This window comes from Kitasatospora sp. NPDC057595, from assembly GCF_042800875.1.
GTDB lineage: Bacteria > Actinomycetota > Actinomycetes > Streptomycetales > Streptomycetaceae > Kitasatospora.
In genome coordinates this window covers 1-1,271 of sequence record NZ_JBHVGL010000071.1, presented here as the reverse complement: position 1 = coordinate 1,271, position 1,271 = coordinate 1, and the positions used below count along the sequence as shown (strand labels likewise).

Below are 1,271 nucleotides of genomic sequence, written 5' to 3'. Positions count from 1 at the left end.
TGTTGCCCCCGGCGGGGACGAGCCGGCCCTCTCGACCGAGGCGGCCCAGCTCCCCGGCGACCCACGGCCGGGACCGGCCGATCCGGTCGCAGTGCTCCATGACGTCCTTGGTCTGGATGACCATCTGACCCTTGGACTCGAAGTGCCGGAGGATCTCCTCCATGGCCGCCTTCGGGTCGTCCGGGGTCGTCCCGGCCGCCGCCGCGAACATCGGTGCGTCGCTCGCCTCGGGGAGTTCGGCCTCGGGGTCGATTCCCTCGTCCTCGGGGTCCACGAGGGGTTCGGCCGTCGTCATGTCGTCGTCGTCCGTCTTCCGGGCGCCGTGCGGGCCGCCCTCGGTCGTGGCCTGCGTCGGGCCCTGGCGGTCGGTGTAGAGCTGTCCGGCGACTCCGGCCGCCGCCGTGGCGGTCACCTCGTCCACCGGCATGCGGATCGGGGCGAACTCCCGGGTGACCCACTCCAGCGTCACGGGGTTGTTCCGGAACGTCCGGGAGGGGGTGGACCACAGTTCCTCGTCCACTCCGGCCGACACGAGGTAGCAGTAACCGGGCCGCTTGTTGCCCCACGCCCCGGGGTTGGCGCCCGCGTCCAGCACTTCGGACGGGAGGGCGAAACCGGCGTCGCGCTCGTCCACGCCCATGCAGAGCGCGGCCGGGAGGGAGGCCCGGGTGTCGGTGCTGATCTGGTAGCCGCTCGCGCGCTGCATGGACACCACGAGGGAGGCGCCGGCGCTCCGGGCTTCCTGCGCGATGCCGGTGAACGCGTCGTCATCGACGGCCCGCAGGGTGTTCGCTGCTTCCTCGAACCAGCCCACGAGGTACGGCATACCGGGGCACCCGCACGCCGTGCCGTCCTCCCGGCAGGTGTGAGCCGGGTCGTCCTGGCGGACCGCGGCGGCAGGCTCCCACGACCGGTAGCCGTGCGAGCCGAGCCACAGTTGCCGGGCCGGGATGACCGCCTCGAACGCCGCGATCATCAGCGCGGCCCCGTCCTGCGTGGTCACCACCCAGTCGCACGCGCCGAACGCTTCCCCGAGATCCTGGCCCCGCTTCGGGTCGGACAGCCACACGGCCACGTCCCGCCGGGTGAGAACTTCCGCCATCACGTCCAGGGCCGCCTCGGTCTTGCCCGAGCCGGTCACGCCCATGACGAGCAGGTGGATTGCCTGCGGGAGCGTGAGCCGCAGCTCCCGGCCGTCGTCGTACACACCGATCACGAGGGGTTCCGCGATCGAACCGCCCGGAGCCGAGGGGCCCGGGTACCAAATGACC

General features: G+C 72.4%; 1 pseudogene. It reads right to left on the bottom strand.

The annotated features are described in order from the left end of the window. Positions 1-1,216: pseudogene (locus tag ACFU9E_RS35520) on the bottom strand (sporulation protein SsgA); the annotation flags it as partial. Positions 1,217-1,271: the final 55 nt, after the last annotated feature.